The 18,365-nt window shown below is 46.7% G+C and carries 16 protein-coding genes; 6 read left to right on the top strand and 10 right to left on the bottom strand.

From position 1 onward, the window contains the following. Nucleotides 1-198 precede the first annotated feature (198 nt). On the top strand, nucleotides 199-3,795 hold the full coding sequence (gene ileS, locus QUB24_RS24730) for an isoleucine--tRNA ligase (protein ID WP_333156194.1): 3,597 nt from the start codon (nucleotides 199-201) through the stop codon (nucleotides 3,793-3,795). 252 nt (nucleotides 3,796-4,047) lie between these two features. On the opposite strand, the gene QUB24_RS24725 is transcribed toward ileS, so the two are convergent. The 4 genes from QUB24_RS24725 to QUB24_RS24710 form a co-directional block, all read right to left on the bottom strand. After that, the gene (locus QUB24_RS24725) at nucleotides 4,048-4,341 is read right to left on the bottom strand and encodes a hypothetical protein (RefSeq protein ID WP_333156192.1); all 294 of its coding nucleotides are present in this window, start codon (nucleotides 4,339-4,341) and stop codon (nucleotides 4,048-4,050) included. A 7-nt stretch (nucleotides 4,342-4,348) separates the two neighbouring features. Then, complete coding sequence (locus QUB24_RS24720) at nucleotides 4,349-4,684, bottom strand: XisI protein (protein ID WP_333156190.1); 336 nt, start codon at nucleotides 4,682-4,684, stop codon at nucleotides 4,349-4,351. A gap of 50 nt (nucleotides 4,685-4,734) precedes the next feature. Continuing rightward, the gene (locus tag QUB24_RS24715) at nucleotides 4,735-5,091 is read right to left on the bottom strand and encodes a XisH family protein (RefSeq protein WP_445300437.1); all 357 of its coding nucleotides are present in this window, start codon (nucleotides 5,089-5,091) and stop codon (nucleotides 4,735-4,737) included. 94 nt (nucleotides 5,092-5,185) lie between these two features. After that, nucleotides 5,186-5,698, bottom strand: a complete 513-nt coding sequence (locus QUB24_RS24710; protein ID WP_333156189.1) for a dihydrofolate reductase family protein — start codon at nucleotides 5,696-5,698, stop codon at nucleotides 5,186-5,188. Nucleotides 5,699-6,667: 969 nt separating this feature from the next. Here QUB24_RS24710 and QUB24_RS24705 point away from each other — a divergent pair. Beyond that, nucleotides 6,668-7,552, top strand: a complete 885-nt coding sequence (locus tag QUB24_RS24705) for an aspartoacylase (RefSeq protein WP_333156187.1) — start codon at nucleotides 6,668-6,670, stop codon at nucleotides 7,550-7,552. Between the two features lie 11 nt (nucleotides 7,553-7,563). On the opposite strand, the gene QUB24_RS24700 is transcribed toward QUB24_RS24705, so the two are convergent. Further along, nucleotides 7,564-8,265, bottom strand: a complete 702-nt coding sequence (locus QUB24_RS24700) for a phosphatase PAP2 family protein (RefSeq protein ID WP_333156184.1) — start codon at nucleotides 8,263-8,265, stop codon at nucleotides 7,564-7,566. A 160-nt stretch (nucleotides 8,266-8,425) separates the two neighbouring features. On the opposite strand from QUB24_RS24700, the gene QUB24_RS24695 reads away from it, so the two are divergent. Then, entirely contained in the window at nucleotides 8,426-9,505 is a 1,080-nt protein-coding gene (locus QUB24_RS24695; RefSeq protein ID WP_333156183.1) for a M23 family metallopeptidase, read from the top strand. 141 nt (nucleotides 9,506-9,646) lie between these two features. Beyond that, entirely contained in the window at nucleotides 9,647-10,228 is a 582-nt protein-coding gene (locus tag QUB24_RS24690; protein WP_333156182.1) for a hypothetical protein, read from the top strand. Nucleotides 10,229-10,402: 174 nt separating this feature from the next. Here QUB24_RS24690 and QUB24_RS24685 read toward each other — a convergent pair whose 3' ends face one another. Continuing rightward, nucleotides 10,403-10,636 carry a hypothetical protein gene (locus tag QUB24_RS24685; protein WP_190662685.1) on the bottom strand — a complete coding sequence of 78 codons (234 nt, stop codon included), beginning with the start codon at nucleotides 10,634-10,636 and terminating at the stop codon, nucleotides 10,403-10,405. A 193-nt stretch (nucleotides 10,637-10,829) separates the two neighbouring features. Here QUB24_RS24685 and QUB24_RS24680 point away from each other — a divergent pair, with 193 nt between their 5' ends. Continuing rightward, a complete protein-coding gene (locus tag QUB24_RS24680) occupies nucleotides 10,830-12,950 on the top strand; it encodes a flavin-dependent dehydrogenase (protein WP_333156180.1) in 2,121 nt (706 codons plus the stop codon). A 189-nt stretch (nucleotides 12,951-13,139) separates the two neighbouring features. On the opposite strand, the gene QUB24_RS24675 is transcribed toward QUB24_RS24680, so the two are convergent. From QUB24_RS24675 to QUB24_RS24665, 3 genes are all read right to left on the bottom strand, one after another. After that, entirely contained in the window at nucleotides 13,140-14,471 is a 1,332-nt protein-coding gene (locus tag QUB24_RS24675) for a hypothetical protein (protein WP_333156178.1), read from the bottom strand. A 274-nt stretch (nucleotides 14,472-14,745) separates the two neighbouring features. Next, nucleotides 14,746-15,408 (bottom strand): (2Fe-2S) ferredoxin domain-containing protein, encoded by a 663-nt coding sequence (locus tag QUB24_RS24670; protein WP_333156177.1) that lies wholly within the window; start codon nucleotides 15,406-15,408, stop codon nucleotides 14,746-14,748. A gap of 73 nt (nucleotides 15,409-15,481) precedes the next feature. Next, nucleotides 15,482-15,727 carry an Asr1405/Asl0597 family protein gene (locus QUB24_RS24665; RefSeq protein ID WP_333156175.1) on the bottom strand — a complete coding sequence of 82 codons (246 nt, stop codon included), beginning with the start codon at nucleotides 15,725-15,727 and terminating at the stop codon, nucleotides 15,482-15,484. Between the two features lie 354 nt (nucleotides 15,728-16,081). On the opposite strand from QUB24_RS24665, the gene QUB24_RS24660 reads away from it, so the two are divergent. Beyond that, nucleotides 16,082-16,624 (top strand): Dps family protein, encoded by a 543-nt coding sequence (locus tag QUB24_RS24660; protein WP_333156173.1) that lies wholly within the window; start codon nucleotides 16,082-16,084, stop codon nucleotides 16,622-16,624. Nucleotides 16,625-16,749: 125 nt separating this feature from the next. Here QUB24_RS24660 and chlP read toward each other — a convergent pair whose 3' ends face one another. Continuing rightward, a complete protein-coding gene (gene chlP / locus QUB24_RS24655; protein ID WP_333156171.1) occupies nucleotides 16,750-17,970 on the bottom strand; it encodes a geranylgeranyl reductase in 1,221 nt (406 codons plus the stop codon). Nucleotides 17,971-18,365 lie beyond the last annotated feature (395 nt).

Here is an 18,365-nt window from a genome sequence, read left to right as displayed (position 1 = left end):
GAGAACTCTACGGATTTGGTTTGATCGAATGTGCGGTCGATCGCTTATACTAAAATATCTGGTTGTCAGCTCTTCAATGACGAGAGATGACTAAAGTTGTCACTACAAACTTAATTATGATTATTTAACCGGACTTGATATCATCTTTCAAATAACCGCTAACTACTAACAACTAACTACATAAAAAGTTTGTCAAAAATGGAAGCTAAATCTTACAAAGACACGGTAAACCTGCCCAAAACCAAGTTTGATATGCGCGCCAACGCCGTCAAACGGGAACCAGAATTGCAACAATTTTGGGCAGATCAAGAAATCTACGATCGCCTTTCGGAAAATAACCCAGGCGACTTGTTCATCCTCCACGACGGCCCGCCCTACGCTAACGGACAACTCCACATCGGCCACGCCCTCAACAAAATCCTCAAAGATTTTATCAACCGCTACCAAATGCTGCGCGGCAAAAAAGTCCGGTACGTTCCCGGTTGGGATTGTCATGGATTGCCGATCGAACTTAAAGTATTGCAGAACATGAAATCGGAGGAGCGGCTAAATCTTACGCCGATCGAACTCCGCCGCAAAGCCTCCGCCTTCGCGCAGCAAACAATGGAACAGCAGCGCGAATCCTTCCAGCGCTACGGCGTTTGGGGCGACTGGCAACACCCGTATTTAACTCTGAAACCCGAATACGAAGCTGCCCAAATCGGCGTTTTCGGTCAAATGGTGCTCAAAGGCTACATCTACCGCGGCTTCAAACCGGTTCACTGGAGTCCGAGCTCGAAAACAGCCCTCGCCGAAGCGGAATTGGAATATCCCGAAGGCCACACGTCGCGCAGCATCTACGTGGGCTTTCATGTGAGAAAATTGTCAAAATCTTTGCAGTCGAAGCTCAAACGCTATATGCCGAGCCTCTGGGCAGCGATTTGGACGACTACCCCCTGGACGATTCCGGCAAACTTGGCGATCGCAGTTAATCCCGAACTGACTTATGCGGTGGTGGAACCGCCGGCAAATTCCCACATCGCACAACAATTTATCTTAGTAGCTGTCGATGCGGTCGATCGGCTGTCGGCAACTTTTAACACTGAATTAAAAATACTTGCCACCTTCAAAGGCAAAGAATTAGAAGGTTGCAGCTACAAACACCCGCTGTTCGATCGCGAAAGTCCAATTGTTGCCGGCGGCGACTACATTACCGCCGATTCTGGTACGGGATTGGTGCACACTGCACCCGGCCACGGACAAGAAGACTTTATAGTAGGGAAACGCTGCGGTTTGCCAGTTTTAACACCCGTAGATGAAAACGGAAATTTCACTGCAGAAGCCGGACAGTTCGCAGGTTTAAATGTCCTCGGAAACGGCAATGCCGCAGTGATTGATGCCCTTGCCGAAGCAAATTGTTTGATTAAAGAGGAAAGTTACGCTCACTCTTATCCTTACGATTGGCGCACGAAAAAGCCGACCATTTTTCGGGCGACGGAACAGTGGTTTGCCTCCGTTGAAGGGTTCCGCGATGAAGCCCTAAAAGCGATCGCCGAGGTCAATTGGATTCCCGCCCAAGGGGAAAATCGAATCACTGCAATGGTAAGCGATCGATCGGATTGGTGTATTTCTCGCCAGCGGACTTGGGGCGTTCCCATTCCCGTATTCTACGACGAAGAAACCAACGAACCGCTGCTGAATCAAGAAACGATCGCCCACGTGCAAGCCATCTTTGCCGAACGCGGTTCGGATGCTTGGTGGGAATTGTCGATCACCGAATTACTGCCGGAATCTTACCGCAATAACGGCCGCACTTACCGCAAAGGAACCGACACGATGGATGTGTGGTTTGACTCGGGTTCTTCCTGGGCCGCAGTTGCCAAAGGTCGATCGGAATTAAACTATCCGGCTGATATCTATTTGGAAGGTTCAGACCAACACCGCGGCTGGTTTCAATCCAGCTTGCTGACCAGTGTAGCAACTAACGGTGTTGCTCCTTACAAAACAGTTTTGACTCACGGTTTTGTGCTCGATGAAAAAGGCCGGAAAATGAGCAAATCTGAAGAAAATGTCGTCGATCCGGCAGTCGTAATTAAGGAATATGGAGCCGATGTTTTGCGGTTGTGGGTGTCTTCGGTAGACTACTCGGCAGACGTGCCGTTGGGGAAAAATATTCTTAAACAGCAATCGGATGTTTACCGCAAAATTCGCAATACAGCTAAGTTTTTGCTGGGCAATTTGCACGACTTCGACCCGGCAAAAGATGCCGTTGCTTACGAGGAATTGCCGGAACTCGATCGCTATATGCTGCACAGAATGGGCGAAGTTTTTGCGGAAGTCCAAGATGCTTTTGAAAGCTTCCAATTTTCCCGATTCTTCCAAACTGTGCAGAATTTCTGCACGGTGGATTTATCGAATTTTTACTTGGATATTGCCAAAGACAGACTTTACATCAGCGCGACAGATACCCTTCGCCGCCGCAGTTGTCAGACGGTGATTGCCATTGCTGTGGAGAATTTAGCACGGGCGATCGCACCTGTTTTGTGTCACATGGCTGAGGATATTTGGCAGTACCTTCCCTATCCGACTCCGTACAAGTCCGTGTTTGAAGCCGGCTGGGTGCAAATTGATGCTTCATGGCACAATCCAGAATTGGCTACTCGCTGGCAGTATTTGCGACAAGTGCGCGGCGAAGTTAACAAGGTTTTGGAAAAAGCCCGGATTGAAAAGGCGATCGGTTCTTCTTTGGAAGCTAAGGTTTTATTGTACGTTCCCGATGTTGAGAAAAGAGAGCAATTGCAAGCTTTCAATCCCAGCAGCGAAGAATTGGTGGATTATGTGCGATCGCAAAATTCAGTCATAGAGTTAGCCGCAGAGGAGAAAGCAAAAGCAGCACAAGATCGACAGGAAGAACAAGCAGCTAAAGTTGCCAAAGTCTTGACAGAAAATACAATTTATGTTGAGCCGAAAACGATCGCACAAAAGAGCGATCGACCTTCTCAGATAGTAGAGTATTCTGTCCCTGAACTGTCGGCCTCAGATTCGCAGCCAATCTTCGATCAAGCCGCCGAGTTTGTGGCTAATTTGCCTGAATACGCGGGAAAGTTTTTCACAGAATACCAACAAGCGCTGGTAACACTTGGGCTGTTAGCCTCTGTGTTGATAACGGGCAGAGTAACGCTGGCGATTTTGGATACGATGAATCAGATTCCGATGTTGGGAGGCCTCTTTGAAGTCATCGGCATCTTATTTACAATCTGGTTTGCTTTCCGTCACTTGCTGTTTGCCGCCAACCGTCAAGAAATTGCACAACAAATTGATTTCCTGACAGCAGATGTGGTGGGCAGGAGTACAGCGCTTGTACTTGCAGAAACAAAGGCGATCGTCCTCGCACCGGCATTAGATACAGCGCTTGTGCTTGTAGAAACAGGGGCGATCGTACAAACAGAAACAGCCCCAGCCGAAAAAGTGTTTGTAGAAACACCCGAAATCCCGCAAGCAGAATTAGTTGCGATCGAGCCCAAACCAGAAATTCCTGCTGACATAGCTGCACGGCACCATTCTACAATGACCGGCAACGGTGTAGACGAACTGCGGTATTTGTTCATTACTTCGGAAGTGGAACTGGTAGAATCGAATGCAATCCTGCAAGAATTGCCGTACAGTTATCAGTCTCCAGAGTTGGCGATTGGTGTAGTCAAAGCAGACGGGGAAAAGTGCGATCGTTGCTGGAATTACTCGACTCACGTCGGAGAGTCGATCGAACATCCGCTAATTTGCGAACGCTGCGTTTCAGCAGTAGACAACAAATTCTAACCGTATGATGTACACCGCACACCGCTGTAACTGTCATTGCGAGCTATACGCGAAGCAATCGCAGACTCGATGATTGCTTCACTATCTACTCGTTACCAGGCAGGAGCCTGGTAACGCAGATCCGGAGGCTCTGCCTCCATCTTCCCAGCCGAGGCAGAGCCTCGCTTATATGGGTTCCAAGGCAGAGCCTTGGAACCAGTTAAATCAATCAAACAATGAGTGGGATGGGCTTTGAGCAGCGTCCCGAATATACTATTTATTAAAAAAACGGCAGACGATTTCACCAGGGTTGTTTTGTCCAAACGCCAAAACTGTTCCATCTTTCTTAACTGTAGTGCGATCGCGGCAATTGTATACTTCTAGAGGCTTTTTCACTCCATCAACACTCAGAATTACTCTGTATTCCCAATAATTTTTTGCACTGCGTTTGATATCGACAATGCAAATCTCGCGTCCTCGATCATTGCGGCATACAGAGGCGTCAGCAGGAAGCGCTGCCCAGCAAAAAAATATTAATAGCAAAAAGTAGCAAACACATTTCATCATCTGCTATCTATTCCACTGCATAACCCGTATACTGCCGCATAAAGGGCGGCTGAAACCCCCAAACAATATCCTCTTTTGGAACTCCGGCTATTACTAAATCTTCAGCAATATCATCTTCAGTGGCATTCCATTGAAGCCAAATTTTCCCGCCCTTGATATCAATGTGAATGCTACAGTGATGCACCCTAGTCTGCTTGTCCCAGCCCACATAAAAGATTTGGTAATGATCTCGTTCTGTATCAAGAATTGTTTCGACTTCAATGTCTCCGTGAGCAGGTTTGCGCTTGCCGTAATCCAGTAACATTTGCTGCACAATTTGCCGATATTTGATTAATTTTTCCATTCTACAATAACCTCAACTGCTGTATCATAAACAATCATTTTTACCTGATTTTATTCGATCCTTGCTTTCGGGAAATCTAGTTGAAAGAATTCTTCATAAGTTATTAACGGCACCGCCAAGTACAAAATGCGATCTGGTGCTTTTTCTTTGAGTGCGGCTCGATAATTAATGAACTGCCCCAATGCCCTGTGAAATTCCGAGATTGCCGACGATTTTGCCAAAAAAATTTTGACTTCAACGGCAATTTTTTCGCCTTGCCTTTCTGCAGCAATCAGCCTTTCTGCTCCCAGATCTATCGACATATCTACACCGCCCACACTAATAGGGAACGGATCGTGGGTAATATGCCAGCCTTCTTTTTGCAAAGCTGTTTTGACAACTTCATGAAAAACATCTCTGGCAGACATAAGATATCGATAACTAACTTACTTATTCCTATCTTACCTTTTTTGATAACCAACTGGCAGTATTTTGCAAGCGACTTAGTAATTGGGCGCGCCCTCAAGTCGCGACATCATAAGATAGCTGAACCATACCAGAACTGTATGTCTGACATCCAGTTAACTGCAAAGCTGTAGTATTTATGGGATTAGTAAATAAAGGAATTCCCTCGCCCAAAATAATCGGGTGCACCGAGAGAATCACTTCGTCAACAAAACTTTGATTCAGGAAATCGTGAATCAGCAGAGAACCTCCCACCAACCAAATATTTTTGCCCTCAAGCAAGCGCAACTCCTTGACAAAACCCTCTAAATCTGTTACCACTTCGACATCCGAAGTTGCTTGAAAATCTAGATTTTTCGTAAAAACATAACTCTTTTTTTCCTGGTACGGGTACTCGCCAAAAGTTAGAACTTGTTCGTAAGTTTTCCGACCCAGGAGAACCGTATCGATGCTATCTAAGAATTTAGTATAGCCGTAATTTTGGTCTGTAAAGAGCCAGTCAATATCGCCATTCGATCGGGCGATATAACCGTCCAGACTAGATGCAATGAATAGTACAATTTTACGCATGGCAACACCGAGGTTTGTGGAATGATTGGGGTGATCATCGCCCCAACTTTAATTTTAAATGATTTAGTGTCCTGACGGTAGCTGGATTTCGATACCCACTTGGTCTCTCGGTAGTCTTGATTTTATTGTGACAGGATTTTTCGCTGGGTGGGGAGTTGTTCGCGCGTCACAATCAAAGAAACCGGGTTTTTTTTTGTTTCTGCGCTGTAACGAATTCTTCTCGCAAAAACCCGGTTGCTGGCCTACGCATCACAATTATAATAAAATAACGATTAAAAGAGGAAAGCCAATGGTGACGAGCCTGAATGTGTATACGGCACTGCTGCAATAGGATCTCGAAGTTGAGGGAGAAATTGAGTTCGAGACTCTAGTTGAAATCGCCTTGCGCGAATACATTCAACGCCCGAAACAGCCACAGAATCTCGAACTTAGCTTTGGAGAATCTCTAGCGTGCATTTCGTGAAAAATATCAACTGCACAAACTGGGTTTAAATCCTGATGAAAGTTGGGGAGAAGTTCGCGATCGAACTTTTGCAGGACGCGAGGTAATCTTTGAATGACGCTGCATTATTTACTCGATGCTAACACGATCTCCGAAATAACGGTGGCAATTCCTCCAACCCCAACCCCGCCAAATCCAATTCTGTCTGGCCTTCATCAGCGGCTTTGTAGATTAACTGCAATAAGTGCGCTCTCGTCATGCCCTTTGTCTCTGAGTAGTCTTCATTTTATTGTGACCGAAATTTTTGGATCGAGGCGAGAAACCGGGTTTCTATGAATTTTTTGGTTGGGTGACGAGAAATATCGAGAGAAACCCGGTTTCTGAGATTCACGCATGGGGCGAGAAACCCGGTTTCTACAAGCTTTTACTTGGGGAACGATAAATACACAAAAAAACCGGGTTTCTCAGGTTTGTTTTACCAACAGATGACAAAGGGTGATACGCTGGGGATAGAAAGTTATTTGTTTATGAACCAAATTAAACGTGTTGCCATAGTGGGAGGAACCCACGGAAACGAACTCACAGGAATTTACCTCGTGAAGAAATTCGATCGCGCGCCAGAGTTAATTGGGCGATCGACTTTTGAAACAATCGCCCTGCTAGCCAATCCCAAAGCTTGCGAAATCGGGACACGCTACATCGATATCGACCTCAACCGCTGCTTTAGAAAACAAGATTTAGAAAATCCCCATCTGTCCAGCTATGAAGCGCTACGGGCGAAAGAAATCTACCGCCTTTTGAGCGCAAAAAGCACTCATCTGCCCAACTTAATTATCGATTTGCACAGCACCACATCCAACATGGGGCTAACATTTATTCTTGCCAGCCATCATCCATTTAACCTGCAACTAGCAGCTTATTTAACCTCTGTGTATCCCCACCTCAAGGTACTCGCTTCGGCAACCAAGAATCATGATAGTCCTTTGCTGCGATCGCTTTCCGAATTAGGTGGTACGCTGGAAGTTGGTGCAGTGCCGCAAGGCGTCTTGGATGCCTCTTTATTTCAGCAAACTGAGCAAGTTGTCGGCACGATATTAGACTGCGTAGAAGCCTACAATCAAGGCACAATGCCTGCTGCAAAAAATCCCCTGACTATTTATCACACCATTGGGGCGATCGACTATCCCAGAAACGAGAACAGAGAAATTCAGGCAATGATTCATCCTCATCTGCAATCCAGAGATTATCAAGCCCTGAATCCCGGTGATCCGATGTTTTTGACCTTTGATGGTGAGTCAGTATTGTCTGAAGGTAAATCAACCGTATATCCAATTTTTATTAACGAGGCTGCTTATTATGAAAAAGGAATTGCCATGTGTTTTACTCAAAAGCAAATAGTTAGTCTTGAGTAGAAAATTAAAAATTATTCTTGAGAATTTTCAGGTGACAAAAACTCCTCTTTAGAAGCCGTAGTAAAAGAACGCAATTCCTTCCATATTTCCAAAGTGATAATACAGGTAATCAGCCACACCAAACCAGCCGTATAACCAGCAATAACATCGGTAGGCCAATGAACTCCTAGGTAAAGCCGGCTCAAACCAATAGCAGCAATTAATACAACGGTCAAACTGTAAATAGACCAGCGCTGCTTGGGAAAGCGTTCACCCAAAAAATATCCTAGCAAACCGTAAATAACCATTGAAGTCATCGCGTGTCCGCTAGGAAAACTGTAAAAGCGAACGTCAACAACGCGCTCCCAAAGTTGAGGTCGAGCGCGGGCAAAAAGTTTTTTTAACAGTAAATTTAAACCGATCGCTCCCCCAGCCGCGAGCGCAATAGTTGCACCTTCCGAGCGGTGATTGCGCGCTAGCAAAACAATACCCAAGCTCAGACAAATCACTAGCAGCAACTTTGGTTCGCCCAAAAAGGTAAAGCCCAGCATTATTTGATCGCGCAACGGAGTGTGCAATTGCCTCAGAGCTAGTAAAATAGAGGTATCGAAAGCGTAACTTTCTTTTTCCAACACCTCTTCGGCAATGGTGGCAAATCCCCACATCGCCAAAGCAGCAACAGCAAGCCCGGCCAGCCGAATTATCGAAATTAGCGATCGAATTTTAGAACCCATTCTTGAACTAATTAAAATTTTAAAATTTCCAACTCAAAATAATACAACAAATATAGGAAACGAAAACGCCTTACCCATCGTCTAGATTCTTGCTCCCCTCTATTCTGAATCATTAATTGATTTTTCACTACCCACCTCAGCTTTTACATCCAACGGGCGAATGACTATACTATCAAAAAAATACATTTCTGCAATTTTGTTGACCTTGGGGTTGACAAGTCTGTCTAGCTGTGCTAATTACAGCGGAGTAAGTGCCCCGATCGCCGAAGCCCACACGATCGCCCAGCGTCTCGTTTCGACCGCAGTCGCGCAAAAGCCGAACAACCCGCAATTCGGCCAGCCGATCGACTGTACCCTAGGCAAAGACTGTTTTGTATTGCTGTATTTCGATCGAGAACCCGGCCCCACCGCCGTCGATTTTGGCTGCGGGCGCCAAACCTACGACGGCCACGACGGCACAGACTTTGCCATTCCCGACGCCAAAGCAATGGCAAAAGGAGTTCCAGTTATTGCCTCCGCTGCAGGCAAAGTTTTGCGAGCACGAGATGGTGTGGTCGATCGGCGTTTACAAAACGATACAGAAAAAGCCAACATCGCAGGCACAGAATGCGGCAACGGCATGGTAATCGACCACGGCGCAGGCTGGGAAGCCCAATACTGCCACCTCCGCAAAGGCAGCGTTGCCGTCAAACCGGGTACGCAGGTAGAAAAAGGCACAGTTTTGGGCATGGTGGGAAACTCTGGGATGGCATCTTTCCCCCACGTACACGTAACTTTTCGCTATCAAGGTAAACCCGTAGATCCCTTTGTCGGCCCCGACGCGAAGGTAGGCTGCAACATCGCCCGCAATCCCATTTGGGACAAGCCTCTAGACTATATTTCCACAGGTTTAATTCGGGCCGGTTTTGCCAATAAGCCGCCCGATATCAACGCTGTCTGGGAAGGACAATTTTCAGAGACTCAACTCCCTGCAAACAGTCCAGCTTTGTTGTTTTGGGTGCAAAGTTACGGAGTGCTCAAGGGCGATCGCGAACAATACAAATTATTTGCCCCCAACGGCACAACCATCGCCGATCAGACCAATGAAATTAAAGCCCCCAGCCGTACTTGGTTGGGTTATGTCGGCAAAAGAAACAGTACAAATTCTCCTCTGATTCCCGGAGTTTGGCGGGCCGAATACCGGTTGACGCGGGGCGATCGAGTTTTGACAGAAGTCAAGCGAGAAGTTGAGTTGCGTTAGTGGCTAAGTTACTCATACCAAATTCCTTTGAAAACGAGCATCAAATATGTTAAAATAAAAACAATATTTTTTCATTTTTGATGGTCAAGTTTTCCTTGCCTCCTAATAAAAATGTCATACAGCCAATTTACCAACCTAGAAATGATTGAAACCAACTTTGGCATAACCATTGCTGACAAAGTTGGTATTTTTGCCGATTTACCAGAAGCCGAGTATAGCGAGCTTCTCAGCCAAACTCTGCAAGAAAACATTTCTTTGGCTTTAGCAATTAATACCGAAAAAGCTCGCTCAGAATTAATTGTCACACCTATTTTAGTAGAAGTTAGAAAGCAGTTTAAGTATCAAATTAGCTTTTTTTCCGGCAAAGAGTTTAATGTAGATTTAGAAAAAGGATTAACTGGTTTCTGTGACTTTCTGATTAGTCGTTCTCCCGAACAACTGCTAATAAAAGCCCCGGTTGTCGCCTTGGTTGAAGCGAAAAATGATAATATCCAAGCTGGACTTCCACAATGTATGGCAGAAATGATTGCAGCTCAAATCTTTAATGAAAGAAGAAACAATAATATTTCCGAAATATATGGGGTGGTCACAACAGGGACAAATTGGAAATTTTTACGGCTTAGCAATCAAATTATGGAAGTCGATCTAAATGATTATTTCATTGATAATATTAGTCAAATTATTGGGATTTTAAAATATTTAATAAATGCGGCGAACCTCTGAAAGTCAAACTATCTTGAAACGCATCTGCGTTTATCTGCGGTTTTCCGATTAAAGATTTATGCAATAAGTCTATAATTTTTACACTATCGCAAATTATACCGGACAATATAGCTGTCATCAGCTTATTGTCGCCGGCTCGATCACGTTGGGAAGAATGCTTTGGATGTTGACAATTTAGGGCAAATTGTTCCAAGCTTGAGCCACAATGTCGCTCAGCCATAGCCTCTGAGCAAAATCGAGCAGATTGTCGTCGGCGAGTACCTCAGCTTTCAATTCATCCAAAGACTGAGATCGCGATCGAGCTATTTGAATCACGCCCGCGATCGCCGACGCCACCAATTCTTCATTCAGCGGCTGCTGTCGCAAAGCAATCATTTCTTGAGGATTCGTAGGAATGGGATAATTCATAGAAGTGCATACCGAAAGGAGTAGATATTCAGCCAGTGCGGGCCAACCGAGAGCAAGAGCGATCGAAAACCTAAAAATCTGAGAACATTGTAAACTTATTTAAAACTCAATAAGTATTCGGGAGTATAGCCTACTTTGCTCCCTTGTCAACTCCCCCATCTTTATTAATTTATTCAGAATTGAGAGCCTAATCATGCAAGAAATTCTTTATCTAGAAGTCCCGACACCGGATACAGCAGCCGTCTGCACTTGGTTGCAGCACGAATTCGATCCCGAAATTGGAGAAAAAATTATTACTGCTGACGGCTTTCGCCTGCTTTCACCTGCCACAACAGCCGAGGTTCTCAAGTCTGGAACTCAAAATGTCAATCCAAAACCCGCCTTCGCTGACACCAATTCAGGAAACCAAAATTGGCGATCGACAGAACTTTCCACCTTTGTCTGGTCACTGCAACGCACCACTTATTTAAAAGTCTTTCGTCTAGAAGAGGCGCCTGCGGGAGAAAGAAAATTCCTGGAAGCTCTGAATCTTGCGGTGAGAAACAAGTTTCCCGATCGCTACCGGGAACCCCCTGTCATAGACCTCTCCAAACAGTCAATTTTTGACGCTCTTGCCCCCTATTACCCCTTGACGGTCAAATACTTCCAAAAAATGCCTCAAGGCGAATACGACCTCAAGCGCGTCTACTGGTGGGAACAGCGTTGGCGCGAAGGCACTCGCAATCCTCAAACGCCAAAACAAGTAGTGTTTTTGAAGGAAGAGGGAACAGGGAAGAAGGAAGAAGACACGATTTTGGTGTCTGATGCTGGCGATACTTTTTACGACTTAATTTATATTGGCGGGGCCTTGGGAGTGATTCACGCCGCAGTCATGGCGAGATTGGGCTACCGCGTGCTGCTAGTTGAACGAATGCCTTTCGGGCGGATGAATCGCGAGTGGAATATTTCGCGGGACGAAATTCAAAGCTTAATTGATTTGGGTTTATTTACTGCTGCGGAAATCGAAACTTTGATTGCCAGAGAATACAAAGATGGCTACAACAAGTTTTTTGATGCTAACAATCCGCCCGTTGCTAAAGCGCCAGTTCTGCACACACCCAAGGTACTCAATGTAGCGCTGGATGGAGAGAAATTGCTGAATTTAGCAGGAGTTAAGCTAACAGAAGCTGGTGGAGAAATCTGGGACGAAACTGAGTTTATCAGAGCCGATGTTGAAGCGGAAAAAGTAGTAGTTCAGGGTCGCCACTTGCCGACAAAAGCCGATCGCACTGCATTAGGACGGTTGCTGGTGGATGCAATGGGTTCGGCTTCTCCCATCGCTTGGCAATTGAACGAAGGGCGGACTTTTGACAGCGTTTGTCCGACAGTGGGAGCCGTCATCGACGGAGGATTTGAGCCGGGAGTATGGGACTCCGAGTACGGAGATGTGCTGTACACTCACGGGGACATTTCCCGCGGCCGCCAGCTCATCTGGGAGTTGTTTCCCGGTGCCGGCACAGAACTGACAGTTTATCTATTTCACTACCACCAAGTACATCCAGAGAATCCAGGTTCTTTGCTGGAAATGTACGAGGATTTTTTCGCAATTTTGCCGGAATACCGCCGCTGCGATGTCGATAAATTGGTGTGGAAAAAACCGACCTTTGGTTATATTCCGGGGCATTTTAGCAGCAACAGCGGCGATCGCTCCGTGGCGATTGATCGCCTAATCTCGATCGGCGACGCAGCATCCTTGCAATCTCCCCTCGTTTTCACCGGCTTCGGCTCCCTCGTCCGCAATCTTTTCCGCTTAACAGACCTTTTGGATACAGCTTTAAAGCATAATTTGTTGACGGCAAATCACTTAAACCAAATTCGCGCCTACCAGAGCAACGTTTCAGTAACTTGGCTATTTTCTAAAGGCATGATGGTTCCTACCGGAAGCAGTTTGCCACCCCAAAGAATTAATTCAATTCTTAATACCTTTTTCGGTATTTTGGCAGCACAAAAACTCATCGTAGCCGAAACTTTTATTAAAGACAGAACCGACTGGCTAACTTTCAATCGACTGGCGATCGAAGCAGCCGGAAAAAACCCTTCTCTCCTCTTATGGATTTTAGATTTTGTCACCTTGGGGGATATTTGGCGCTGGCTGGGAAGTTACTTGAATTTTACTCTGCTGGCTTTGGCCAGTTTGCTGTTCGGATGGCTTCCCAGCTTCGCCCGTAGGGTACAGCCTTGGTTGGAACCCCGATATCCGGCTGTTTGGCTGTGGCTGTTGGCTACCAGCTATGCTCTCACCTACGGCATGGGAAAGGGGAGACAAGAGTGTTGAGTTTTGAGTTAAAACTCAAAACTAGCAACTCTCATATCCAATCCGTTAGCATCGGAATAGTAAATTGGAGTTCACTGTTGACTGTTCACTGTTGACTGTTCACTGTTGACTGTTCACTGTTGACTGTCAACCGTCAACCGTCAACCGTCAACATCACCTGACGGTGTTACCGGAAATGATATCCGTTCGCTATCGAAAACTCGGCAATTCAATTTCAGCTAACGATCGACGTTTTTTAGAAGCCCGCAGCGGACTGGCAATCAAGCTCAGCCAGTCTGGTTGGGGGACTGCTGTAGGTTTTGCCACACTCGATCGCACTTCTTGAATGCCAAAGGTTTCCACAGAGTTCAAAATTTGAAAAGCCCTAGCCAATTCTTGGGCCTCCACTTTGGTAGCAGTTTCGGGTTCAGACTCAGCCATCGGCAGTTCAGGTTCCGCAACCGGTTCGGCCGAGTCAGTTGCCGGCTCATCAGGCTGGTAGGTTTCGCTCTTTTGCAATTGAATGCCGGATACTTCGGCTAATTTGTTGAGTTCGAGATTGGCTGGGGATTCAGGCTCGATCGCCTCAACAGCAGCGGCTACCTCTGGAAGCTCTTCTGGTTCCGACCAAGGTTGGACAGGGGAAGCGTTGAAGGCTGGCGGCACCGGCATCTGAGAGCTTTTGACCGCCGCGAGCAAAGATTCTAATTGTGCGCTGGCGGTGTCCAGATTATTGTCAGGCGGATCGATCTTCGGCGACTTTACCTGCGGCCTGTCCAAACTTCTTTCCAAGGCAGCTTTGAATTGCAGAGTGTGGCGCTGCTGGCGGTGCAAGCGGGCTCGCAATTCCCTGCAAATATTTTCTGTGGCTACTAACTGGTGTAACTGTTCGTTGTAGCGCTGCACAGTAGACGCACATTCTCGCTCAACAGTCGCTAGCCTGACTTGGCTGGTTGCCAACTGACTTCTTAAACTTTCGACTAAAATTTCTTGACTTTGGAGGGTTTGATGGGAAACTTCCACTTTGCCAAACAGCCGCGTCAATTGTTCTTGAGTCTTTTCGAGTTCTGCAGTCCGCTGTTCTAGCAAAGTTTCGCGATTCTGCAAGGTTTTTTGGGACTCTTCGAGAGCTGTTTCTAGTTGGGCGATGCGCTGTAAAAGGTCGCGGTTGCATTCGTGCAGCGCTTGCATAAGGGTGACTGGGGTCGATCCTTTGCCCTTGGCCTGTTCGGCATTCCCAAGCAGATTTTTTAGATTCTCTGACATCGGGGGCGAGCCCGCCTCAGTCGGCTGTGTCGGAGATTGCGAATTTTTTGTTTCCGGTTTTGTGGGAATTGCATCTACGCTGATGGCGTTGGGAAAATCTACTGTTTGCCAGTCTTCTTCTGGCTGTTGGGGCACCGTTGCGGGAGTGTCTGTCGCATCGGGGGTGATCGGCTCAAAACCCCCAGTAGCAGCAAAATCTGACTGAAATGGTTCGGTATCGGATGGAACAGCAGGGTGCGGTTGGTGCTGATGGGCTCGAAGATCAGCTTCTGACATGGCTTTTTATCCCAATACTCACAGGGTCTCAGATACAGTCTATCCTTAGAGATTCTACAGAAGGAAGCCCCTCAGTGATAGTTTTTGGCATTTTTCCGGTTTTTTGCGACAATAACCTCTGAATCGAGTCGCGCGATCGAGCTACAACCCGAACTCAAATTAAGGCGTAAGATGCGCCTGTGAGCACCCTACAAATGTGAGTTTTTCGCCCAGAGTCCTATTAAAATAATTTTTCCCGATGTCTAACGCACTGTTTCGGCATCCGTGCGATCGCCTAAGCTTTAACAACTGAAAAATGTTTGTCAATGATTGCTGGAACTTCTGCCGGTGCAATGCGACTGTAGCGAGTTTTGTCCGGCATCACAACTATATTTGGGCCTGCTTTACACTGTTTGAGACATCCGGTTCCCTGTACTGTCACTTGGTCTTCTAAACCGCGCGCATTCAAAGCATTTTCTAAAGCTTTACAGACTCCTCCAGCGCCCCGCTTCAGGCAGTCTGATTTTTGACATACTAATATTTTGGTTTGGGTTTTTGCCGTAGCTTTTACAGTTTGAGGTGCTGTGGGAGAGCTGACTTGGGTTTTGCCTATCGCGCGATCGTCCGATGTCAATACTGCAACAGGCCCCTTGGTGGAGTCGAGCAGTTCTGGCGATCGATCATTGTGACCCTGAGCCAGCTTGAGGCTGCGAGCTTTAAGTTTTATTTTACCGTTTTTCAAGTTGAGTTCTCTCTCACCTACAACTTGAACTTTCAACCCCGGTGTCAAAATAGGCGACAGAAATGCCCGCAATTCCTTGCAAAGTTTAACAAGATATTCTACTCCCCGATCGTTGCTAATTCGCAAATATTTAAGTTTGCAGCCATCTTCAACCATCAGGGCGAGGATTTCTCCCTCTAAACTGAATTCGGAAACTTGCTTGCCAGATTTATACATTTTTATGACTCCTTTAAATCCGTTACATCCGTGACATCTTCTACACTGCTCGTTGCCGAACTTCCTTCTACCTTTACCCAATTTGCCAGCAGCATTCCAGCCACTGCACCAGTTCGCACCGAGGGGCACTGACTTGCCTCAACACGCTCATTAACTGAGCAGCTTGTTTGACAGTGTTGACTTTTGCCCGCAAAGGTTGGTCAACCGCACACCAGCAGGGAATTTCTAGTTCTTGCAAGCGTTTGTAAACTTGCCACCTATCTAGCCAACTAACTTGCACAATGTCACAAACTTCTAATTCTGGATCTGCTGGATTCATTTTTTAACAACAGTAATAATTTGCATTAATTTTTACCCTGACTGGTAGCGGGTAGAAGTTAAAAGCCAGATTTCAGCAGAACATCAAAGATGATCGCAAGCCCTTCCTGAAAAATTCTGCCTTTTGCCTTCTGCCTTCTGCCTTCAGAAGGTTCGCCCCACTTTCAGGAAGCGTTCAGAACGAGAATCTTTTTAAGCATAACCCAACTGCTAATTATTCTCAATAGGTTTACATAAAAAAATTCCTACTCTACAAAATCTTCTACTATCGAGGCAGACGCTGCTTGACGGGTAAATCTAGGGTGCTAGACTGACTCTATTGGCAACAAAACTGCCTATTGAGAGGAGAACACACATGGCCCAGACTCAGAGTGCATTAAGACCGTTTGGCCACATAGCCGAAAACCCAGTTCTACTGGAACATTCCGTCACAGCACCGATTTGTGAAGGGATGAACGCGCTGCTGGCCAGTTTTCAGGCTCTATACCTGCAATATCAAAAACATCATTTTGTGGTGGAAGGGGCAGAATTCTACTCCTTGCACAAATTCTTTGAAGAAAGCTACGGAGAAGCTCAAGATAGCGTCCACGAGTTGGGCGAACGGTTAAACGGGTTGGGCGGCATACCAGCAGCTAGCTTTAGCAAGTTAGCCGAGTTGTGCTGTTTCGAGCCGGAAGCAGACGGCGTGTATTCCTGCCGCCAAATGCTAGAACACGATTTGACAGCGGAACAAGCAATTATAGGTTTGCTGCGCCGTCAAGCAGGACAAGCAGAAAGTTTGGGCGATCGAGCTACGCGCTACCTCTACGAAAAAATCCTGCTAAAAACAGAAGAGCGGGCTTATCACATTTCCCACTTCCTCGCCCCCGATACCTTAGTGCAGTTGAACTTGAACTAACAATTCTTCTTCGTCTTCCTTAGCACACGTGGCACAGGCGTCTCGCCTGTGAATTTTGAGAAAAAAAGCGAGCAGTTTTGTGACTGCCCGCTTTTTTTATACAAAGTGCGTTTGTCCGCAGGGAATTAAGGCGCTAAAGCATTGCCGCGCAACAAGCTACCAATGGTTTTGGCGGTAATCTTCATCTGGATGAAAGGATTTGCTGGTACCACTGTCTTATACAAGTAGCTATCAAATGTGAGCTTCTGCACATCGCGATCGGCACACATTTCCACAAAAGCTTCGCGAGTCGCATCGGAACGGTAGAACACGCGCTGCAAAATGTCAAGCACTTTGTAAGTAATGCCGTAGGCTTTATCCCATCGCTTCAGGTAAAGCTTGATTTCCTCTTCCGTCGGAATGCGCGCGCCTTTATTGGAAATCTCCACAATAGTTTCGGCGCACATCCGGCCAGACTTGGCGGCAAAATAGATTCCCTCGCCCGAAGACTTGGTAACATAACCTGCGGCGTCGCCTACGAGAGCAACTCGGCCGACAACCCGGCGGGGACGCGGATGTTCCGGGATGGGGTGAGCTTCCACTTTAATAATCTCACCGCCCATCAATTTTTTGGCAGCGCGGGCGCGGATGCCTGCTTGCAGCTTTTTGATACTGGCTTGATTGACTTTCATCGTGCCGGTGCCGACGGCTACGTGGTCGTATTTGGGGAACACCCAAGCGTAGAAGTCGGTAGATACGTCATCGCCGACGTACATTTCGGCTAAGTCGTGGTAGTAAGCCATTTTATCTTCCGGCAGGCGGATGCGCTCTTGGAAGGCGATCGCATAATTGTAATCACCAGCGTCGATCGCCTTTGCTACGCGGGAGTTAGCGCCGTCAGCCCCAATCACCAAATCCACTTTCAGAGTTTTCTGAATTCCCATTGCGCTGCCGTCGGAGTGGTCGGCATAGTGGAGAGTGTAGGGGTCTGTATTGTTGCCGGGAATTTCTAATTTGTGAACGGTGCCGTTAATCAGTTTTGCACCCAAGGAAGCTGCGCGATCGCGCAGGAAGCCGTCGAGAACTTCGCGGCGGCACATACCGATGTATTCATGTGCGTTTTCAATATTGATGTCCACCTCGACGTTGGAGGGGGAGATCATTTTCATTTTTCTGACTTGGCGGTCAATAATACTTTGTGGCAAGTCAAATTCGCTGACCATGCACAGGGGAATCGCCCCACCGCAGGGTTTGGCGTTGTCTAATTTACGCTCGAATAGGTATGTTTCGATGCCTGCTTTTACCAATGTTTCGGCGGCGGAAGAACCCGCAGGGCCTGAACCTACTACTGCAACCCTTAGTGTCAAAGCTTTTCTCTCCAGTTTTTTTCTATAGGCATTACTCAGGTGTGATGGTATCACGGAGTTTGGATGCGGTGGGGTGAAGCTGGGGAGATTTCAATGAAATGAAACAGAGCTTAACAGTTCGATACGAAAATCGGGTTTCGGGCGAGGGGTGCGATCGAATATCTTAAATCTTTCAGTGTAGATGAAAGTAGATGGACGGTGATGTGCGATCGAACATTTTGCCCTATTTTCTAAGAACAGGCTTTCGGGCCTGTTCCACAACAGATAAATTTTCTGCTTGTGGGGAGTAGGGGTTGGGCATCTTGCCCGCCCTGATAGGAACAGGCTTTCGGGCCTGTTCCACAACAGATAAATTTTCTGCTTGTGGGGAGTAGGGGTTGGGCATCTTGCCCGCC

The sequence above is a fragment of the Microcoleus sp. B9-D4 genome (assembly GCF_036705105.1).
Classification (GTDB): Bacteria; Cyanobacteriota; Cyanobacteriia; order Cyanobacteriales; family Microcoleaceae; genus Microcoleus.
Note: the sequence above shows the minus strand (reverse complement) of the source record. Positions and strands in the feature narration are given on the sequence as shown.

What these genes read in the sequence shown, in the direction of transcription:
- QUB24_RS24680 (WP_333156180.1), top strand. Translation starts at nt 10,830, where the DNA reads ATGCAAGAAATTCTTTATCTAGAAGTCCCGACACCGGATACAGCAGCC.
- QUB24_RS24670 (WP_333156177.1), bottom strand. Translation starts at nt 15,408, where the DNA reads ATGTATAAATCTGGCAAGCAAGTTTCCGAATTCAGTTTAGAGGGAGAA.
- QUB24_RS24665 (WP_333156175.1), bottom strand. Translation starts at nt 15,727, where the DNA reads ATGAATCCAGCAGATCCAGAATTAGAAGTTTGTGACATTGTGCAAGTT.
- QUB24_RS24710 (WP_333156189.1), bottom strand. Translation starts at nt 5,698, where the DNA reads ATGCGTAAAATTGTACTATTCATTGCATCTAGTCTGGACGGTTATATC.
- QUB24_RS24685 (WP_190662685.1), bottom strand. Translation starts at nt 10,636, where the DNA reads ATGAATTATCCCATTCCTACGAATCCTCAAGAAATGATTGCTTTGCGA.
- QUB24_RS24725 (WP_333156192.1), bottom strand. Translation starts at nt 4,341, where the DNA reads ATGATGAAATGTGTTTGCTACTTTTTGCTATTAATATTTTTTTGCTGG.
- QUB24_RS24675 (WP_333156178.1), bottom strand. Translation starts at nt 14,471, where the DNA reads ATGTCAGAAGCTGATCTTCGAGCCCATCAGCACCAACCGCACCCTGCT.
- QUB24_RS24690 (WP_333156182.1), top strand. Translation starts at nt 9,647, where the DNA reads ATGATTGAAACCAACTTTGGCATAACCATTGCTGACAAAGTTGGTATT.
- QUB24_RS24700 (WP_333156184.1), bottom strand. Translation starts at nt 8,265, where the DNA reads ATGGGTTCTAAAATTCGATCGCTAATTTCGATAATTCGGCTGGCCGGG.
- QUB24_RS24715 (WP_445300437.1), bottom strand. Translation starts at nt 5,091, where the DNA reads ATGTCTGCCAGAGATGTTTTTCATGAAGTTGTCAAAACAGCTTTGCAA.
- QUB24_RS24705 (WP_333156187.1), top strand. Translation starts at nt 6,668, where the DNA reads ATGAACCAAATTAAACGTGTTGCCATAGTGGGAGGAACCCACGGAAAC.
- QUB24_RS24720 (WP_333156190.1), bottom strand. Translation starts at nt 4,684, where the DNA reads ATGGAAAAATTAATCAAATATCGGCAAATTGTGCAGCAAATGTTACTG.
- QUB24_RS24660 (WP_333156173.1), top strand. Translation starts at nt 16,082, where the DNA reads ATGGCCCAGACTCAGAGTGCATTAAGACCGTTTGGCCACATAGCCGAA.
- QUB24_RS24695 (WP_333156183.1), top strand. Translation starts at nt 8,426, where the DNA reads ATGACTATACTATCAAAAAAATACATTTCTGCAATTTTGTTGACCTTG.
- ileS (WP_333156194.1), top strand. Translation starts at nt 199, where the DNA reads ATGGAAGCTAAATCTTACAAAGACACGGTAAACCTGCCCAAAACCAAG.